Here is a 6,309-nt window from a genome sequence, read left to right on the forward strand (position 1 = left end):
TNNANNANNTNNANTAACTAATTAATGAACAAATATTTTTTTAAAATGTTGTCTTGATGTAAAATTCCCTAAACAAGGTCGTATTGTTNTATTGGTTTTAGTATCATATTTCTTCTGATATGTTTTAAATAAAAAAACCGAAGTTTTAGTTCCGCACAAATGATGAAAAGCAACGAACTTCTCATTCTTTGTAACAGTGTTATTAATTCAAAATGGTTATACTTTAATTAAAGCCATCTTTGCCACAAAATTTGGGGTTGATTTAGATATAATCTTATTAATTATTATTCCAATTGGGACGATTACTGTTATTATTGCAGTCTTTATCAAAAACATGTTATCAACAAAAGTGACTGCTGTTCGAAATGCGATTAAAACAATTGGAGCAAAAGTGAGTGCCTTTCGAATTTTTTATTATACGGAAAAAGAAAAAGCCTTGGAGGATTATGCTTTTGTAACGCAATTACCAACTTTAGTGAAAGGACCATTATCAACAAATAGTATTGATACAAAAACAGCTTATCAATTAATTACAATAATTGATGAAACAGCCGCTTTTTTTGAACAACATTTTGCAACGAAAGAAAAAGAAAAAAATTATATGTTATATCATTTGTTTAATGAAATTACTGATGTTGCTGAAATTGAAGAGATTAAAGATAATGTTTTAAAAGTTGAAGCAAAAAAACAAAAAGGTGCTAAACATTCTAAGTAAAACTTAGGATGTTTTTTTCTTGGCATATCATTGAACTTTCATTATATAATATTGTTAGAAAACAATATTGGGTGAAAGTATGGAACAAAAAACAATTATTACATTAACAGTTAAGAATAATGATGTAAATCAAACGATTTTTAATTTTATGAAAAAAATGTTTCAAACAACATCATTATCAGTCCTTTATAAATTATTTCGGAATAAAAAGATTAAAGTAAATAATAAAATTATGAAAGAACGAAATTATAAGTTACAATTAGGTGATCAAATTTTAATTTTTGATAAGAATTTAGTCATTACAGAACGAAAACAACAAATAGCAGAAACTGATTCTGCGTCAGAAAAGGTAGCAGTTGTTTATGAAGATCAAAGCATTTTAGTTGTTGATAAACCACATGGCGTAGAAATGCATTCAACGTTTCATAGTTCCTTAGATGGAATGGTCCAAAGTTATTTAATGCAAAAAGGAGCGTATCACCCGCAAACTGAGCAATCATTTGTTATTTCTCATGTTCATCGGTTAGATAAGTTAACACGAGGGTTAGTGCTATATGCTAAAAATAAAATTAGTTTAGATTTATTATTAAAGAAAATTAATCAAAAAGAATATATTGAAAAAAAATATCTAACCCAATGTGAAGGAATCATAACAGAAGATGAATTTACTGTTACTGGTTATCTTGTCAAAGATGAATCAGAGCAGAAGATGATTTTTAGTTTAACAGAGCAACCGAATAGTAAAAAGGCAATTACCTATTTTAAAGTTCTTACAAGAACACTAAATACAACTTGATTAGAAGTAACATTAGGAACGGGACGGAAACATCAAATTCGAGCATCATTAAGTTATTTACAGCATCCAATTATAAATGATGTTAAATATGGTGCTAAAAGAATAGCCAAAAAATATATGATTGGTTTATATGCAACAACTTTGGTGTTCCATCAGTTACCTGAACCTTTAGAATATTTAAATGAAAAGGTTATTAAAATTTTAGAAAATATTATAGAATAATAATATGAGTAAGAATGGAAAGAGGTGAAGTAATTGTCAACAAGAAGAGGAATCATTAGTATTTTGATTGGCGCTTTTACTTCTTTAATTGGAACTGCTTTTCAATTTACTTTAATGTACTTATTAATTCGGAGTTATGGTTCACAGTTAAATGGGTTTGTGAAGAATAGTATTGCCATTGTTTCATTCTTAGGAACCGTTGAAGGTGGGTTAGGAGCCATTACCGTTATTTTTTTAATGAAACCATTATTACAAAAAGATTGAATTAAAGCTAATGAAATGGTCAATACAGCAAAACATCAGTATAAGATTTCGGGAATTGTTGGGGTCATTTTATTAGCGGTCATTGCAATTGGGTATAGTACTTATATTTATTTATTTGAAGGTAATTTTAGCATTTTATGAAATGATCATACAATTAGTTATCCGTTATGAAAAATGATGTTAATTATTGTAATTATTGGATCAAAAAACTTAATTGCCTTATTTTGAACTGCTTGTTATGAAAATTTAATGCAAGCAGATCAAAATAATCATATGCGGCGTTTAATTTTGATGATTTGTGATTTAATTTCTTATTCAGTTATTTTTTACTTGATCTCACGAACAGTTGACCCGCTTTTTGTTTTTATAATTTTCTTAGCATATTCCATTATGAAAGGAAGTTTAATTTATATCTTTGTTAAGTTTCATTATCCTTGAATTCGAATTGTTCGCCAAAAAGATAATATGCAATTAGTAAAATCAAGTAATATTGTTGTATTAAAAAATATTGGTGAGACCTTATTAATTAATGGGGATGTTATTATTACCGCTTTACTATTAGGATTACGGGTGTCATCAACCTTATCGCTATATATGACAATTACCGTTGGGGTACGAAGTATTATGATGATTTTAATTAATTCATTTCGTGAGTTTTTTGCTGCTTGAACGGCAAAAAATGGCCGGATTGATTGAAATAGCTATCTTAAGTTTGAAACGTATGCCTTTATGATTGGTGGGTTTTTATTTGTAAACCAATTTATTTTATCACCATATTTTGTGACAACATTATATGCTCCCCAAATTATTGAACAAATTAATAATAGTGCAACAGGTGTAAATGCTTGAACCGCACAAGAAATAGCTATTTTTAAAAGTATTTTTTATCAGCCAACATTTTCATTATTAGTGGCATTAAGTTCGGTTTTTATTGTTTTAGCTGAACCAGCCAATGTTTTAGTGTACGCCAAAGCAAATTATAAACAAACGGCAATTCCAACCTTTGTGATTGGAATTATTAATATTGTGTTGTGTTTTTTTACGGCCTTAATTTTCTGTTTTTTAGTAAATGATCTTTCCGCGGCATTATATGGGATTTTAATTATTACGTGTTTTGTTAGTCTTCTTCGCTTTTTATATTTATGGTTTTATAACTGATTATTTTTAACATACAATAGTAATTTTAAAGGTGTTTTTCGTAATTGAATGATTTTATTGGTGCCAATTGTGGTTGCTATTTTAGTTAACTATTTATTCTTAACAAAAACATATAATCCAATGGAAATTTATAATGATCAGTTACAACCAATATGGGGCTGACAAAAACTATTAAATATGTTCTTTGGATTAATCTTTGCTTCCTTGTTTGTTATTATTGGGAACTCAATCTTATGAGCACCGCGCTCAGTTCGTGGAATTTTCTTACGTTTACCAATTGTGCATAAAATTTGAACAAAACGCCAAGATAAAATGCGTCAAATTCGTCAGAAAAAATATGAAGATGATTTTATTATCTTAACCGAACCAGAAATGCCATATCAAAAATTATGAGAACGTGAAGAAGCCTTACACCAAAATACAAAGAAAATGAGTGAGGATGAACCACCAAAAGAAATTTATAAATTAAAAGGAACGTAAAGAATTTAATAAAACAAAAAATGTATATAAAATATACATTTTTTAAATAAAGTATAATTATTATTTTTTAATATCACTTAAATAACCAGGATGATATTTATTACCATGAATGATTTTTGTAATGTTAAATAACGCATTAATTGCTTCGCCAAAACCAGTGACCATATTATAGTATTTTCCTTCATAATAAGCGCTATTTCCTGCGGCAAAAATATGGCTGTGACTAGTTTGCCCACTTGGTTGAATGATAATTTTCCGCATTGGGGTTGTTTCTAATGAAAACTGCTGTAACATTGTTGGTGCTACTTTGGCTCCATATTGAACAATAAAATAATCAGCTGTTACTTCTAATGTTTCTTTGTTGCTTTTATGTTCAAGGGTTAACATTGTAATCTCATTATTCTGGATTTGTGCTGCTTTAACATGATAAGGTTTGAGTTCGGTAATCTTATTTTGCTGTAATTTTTGAACATTGCTTTCTTTGGCACGATATAAGTCACGACGATGAATGATGGTAACATTGTTGGTAATCTTATCTTCAACTAAATGATTTGCTCAGTCAACAGCACTATCACCACCACCAAGGACAATAACCTTTTTATTAGTTAAAGTAGGTAGATCTTTCACAGCATATCACAAGTTGTCGTATTCTTTTGTTGCATCAAGATGTTCTAACCGAATAGGGGTAAAAACACCATTGCCACTAGTAATTAGAATTGTTTTAACATTAAGAACTTTGTTATTTGTTAAAGTAATAGTAAATCCATTATTTTCTTCAACAACCGTTAGAATGTTTGTTTTTCCAAAATATGTTATTTGTTTATTATTTTTTTCACCTTGGACAATTAGATTTTCAATAAAAGTTTTTGTTTTAATTTCCGGGAAACCAGGCATATCATATAAAAGTTTTTCAGGATATAACTCTCAGGGTTGACCCCCCGGGGTATCATTTCCTTCAATGGTATAACCAGTTAATCCCAACATTCCAGCACAGCTTCAAGCATATAACCCAACGGGACCAGCACCAATAATTAAAATATCTTTCATTAGTTTATAACGACCTTTCTCTTTTTCTGCACTTTAATTATTACATATTTTTTGGAAAGTATAGCACAATAATTAATTCCTAGATATAATTATTTATAGAAAGTGGGATATTATGAAAATAATGATTAGCGATGAAAATGCAACAAAACAATTAGCTACTAAAATAGCACCATTTTTACAACCCAATTGATGCTTATTATTAGAAGGACAATTAGCAGCGGGTAAAACAACTTTTACAAAGTATTTATTAGCAGCGTTAGGAGTGACAAAACCAGTTACTTCACCATCTTTTATTATTATGAATCAATATACCACCCCAGATCAAACGCTTATTAACCATATGGATTGTTATCGGTTATTAGGCTTAGATCATTCTGAAGAATGAGGAATGTATTTTGATTATTTCCCAAATAGTATTAATATTATTGAATGACCAAGTTTAATTAGTAAGGATTTAACTGACCAGTATGAAATAATTAAAATTACTATTAATATTGAAAAAGACCAGGAACGAGTTTTTACCATTAAAACCAATAATGTCGCGTTACGCATTGCATTAGAAAGCGGGGGATAATATGTTAAACCTATTTATTGATACTAGTACTGATTTTTTAATTTTAATATTAGAACAAGATGAGCAAGTTCTTGGCTATGTTCATCAAAATAATGCGCGGCGTCACACTGAAGAAACGTTACCAGCGATTAATAAGTTATTAGCAACATATCACTTGCAGTTAAAAGATGTTAATCATTTTTATTTAACAACAGGACCAGGGAGTTATACTGGGCTTCGAATTCCAATGACAATTGTTAAAACCATTAAAATAATTAATCCCGATGTTAAAGTATCGGTTATTAATACTTTATTATATCAAGCAGGATTTGACAGTGTTGTTTCAATGTTAGATGCGCGCGGTGGACAACGCTACTTTGCTGTAATTAGTAATGGGCAAGAAATTATTCCTAGTCAAGTTGTTGATTATGAAACTTGTCTCGAAATTAGTAAACAATTTCCAGGTTATCAATTTCGTAGTGATTTACAAGAAATTGACCCCGTCCAAAATTATCAACTGTTAAAGAACCATTTTCACTTGGTAGATGATATTTTCGCTTTAGAACCACGTTATATTAAGAAAGCTTTCGGATAATGTTCGAAATTAAAGCAGTTAATAATACTGATGGGTTATTATTGTTTTTGTTAGAGCAAGAAAATTACCCGCAGCATTATTATAAATATCGTAATTTAATTCAAATTATTAATAATCCGAATTATCTTGTTTATAAATTGGTTCTTAATAATAATTTAGTGGGCTCTTTTATTTTAATGCATAGTGGTGATGATTTAGAAATTATTAAACTTACCGTTAAAAAAACACACCACCAACAAGGATGGGGTACTAAAATGTTAACTTATATATTAGCACATTTTCCTTTTCATAGTATTTTTTTAGAAGTAAATGAACATAATTTAGCCGCCCAAAAGTTATATCTTAAGCATGGATTTGACATTGTGCGAACAATTCCCCAATATTATTATGGTAATGAAAATGGTTATTTAATGCGTTATGATAAATAACTTTTAAAGATTTTATTAGACTTCTTGCGATACCCTTTTTTATTAAAATAT

Annotated in this window: 7 protein-coding genes; 6 read left to right on the forward strand and 1 reads right to left on the reverse strand. The window is 29.0% G+C overall.

What is annotated here, in order from left to right; translation table 4 throughout:
- Positions 1 to 91 precede the first annotated feature (91 nt).
- The 3 genes from TS70_RS05630 to TS70_RS05640 all read left to right on the forward strand — a co-directional run bounded on the left by TS70_RS05630 (position 92) and on the right by TS70_RS05640 (position 3,635).
- Complete coding sequence (locus TS70_RS05630) at positions 92 to 715, forward strand: hypothetical protein (protein ID WP_232332517.1); 624 nt, start codon at positions 92 to 94, stop codon at positions 713 to 715.
- A 79-nt stretch (positions 716 to 794) separates the two neighbouring features.
- A complete protein-coding gene (locus tag TS70_RS08155) occupies positions 795 to 1,733 on the forward strand; it encodes an RluA family pseudouridine synthase (protein ID WP_198049667.1) in 939 nt (312 codons plus the stop codon).
- A gap of 33 nt (positions 1,734 to 1,766) precedes the next feature.
- Positions 1,767 to 3,635 carry a transporter gene (locus TS70_RS05640; RefSeq protein ID WP_198049668.1) on the forward strand — a complete coding sequence of 623 codons (1,869 nt, stop codon included), beginning with the start codon at positions 1,767 to 1,769 and terminating at the stop codon, positions 3,633 to 3,635.
- A gap of 60 nt (positions 3,636 to 3,695) precedes the next feature.
- On the opposite strand, the gene TS70_RS05645 is transcribed toward TS70_RS05640, so the two are convergent.
- Positions 3,696 to 4,682: an NAD(P)/FAD-dependent oxidoreductase gene (locus TS70_RS05645; RefSeq protein WP_127093468.1), complete on the reverse strand. Its 987-nt coding sequence runs from the start codon at positions 4,680 to 4,682 to the stop codon at positions 3,696 to 3,698.
- Positions 4,683 to 4,794: 112 nt separating this feature from the next.
- Between TS70_RS05645 and tsaE the strand changes: the two genes are divergently transcribed.
- Genes tsaE through TS70_RS05660 form a run of 3 tightly spaced genes read left to right on the forward strand, consistent with a single transcriptional unit; the run spans position 4,795 to position 6,258 of the window.
- Positions 4,795 to 5,256 carry a tRNA (adenosine(37)-N6)-threonylcarbamoyltransferase complex ATPase subunit type 1 TsaE gene (gene tsaE / locus TS70_RS08705; protein ID WP_127093469.1) on the forward strand — a complete coding sequence of 154 codons (462 nt, stop codon included), beginning with the start codon at positions 4,795 to 4,797 and terminating at the stop codon, positions 5,254 to 5,256.
- A 1-nt stretch (position 5,257) separates the two neighbouring features.
- Positions 5,258 to 5,830, forward strand: a complete 573-nt coding sequence (gene tsaB / locus TS70_RS05655) for a tRNA (adenosine(37)-N6)-threonylcarbamoyltransferase complex dimerization subunit type 1 TsaB (RefSeq protein ID WP_040093730.1) — start codon at positions 5,258 to 5,260, stop codon at positions 5,828 to 5,830.
- Entirely contained in the window at positions 5,830 to 6,258 is a 429-nt protein-coding gene (locus TS70_RS05660; RefSeq protein WP_198049669.1) for a GNAT family N-acetyltransferase, read from the forward strand. Before tsaB ends, TS70_RS05660 begins: the two co-directional genes overlap by 1 nt.
- Positions 6,259 to 6,309 lie beyond the last annotated feature (51 nt).

It is taken from the genome of Spiroplasma sp. hyd1 (assembly GCF_016082235.1).
Classification (GTDB): Bacteria; Bacillota_I; Bacilli_A; order Mycoplasmatales; family Mycoplasmataceae; genus Spiroplasma; species Spiroplasma poulsonii.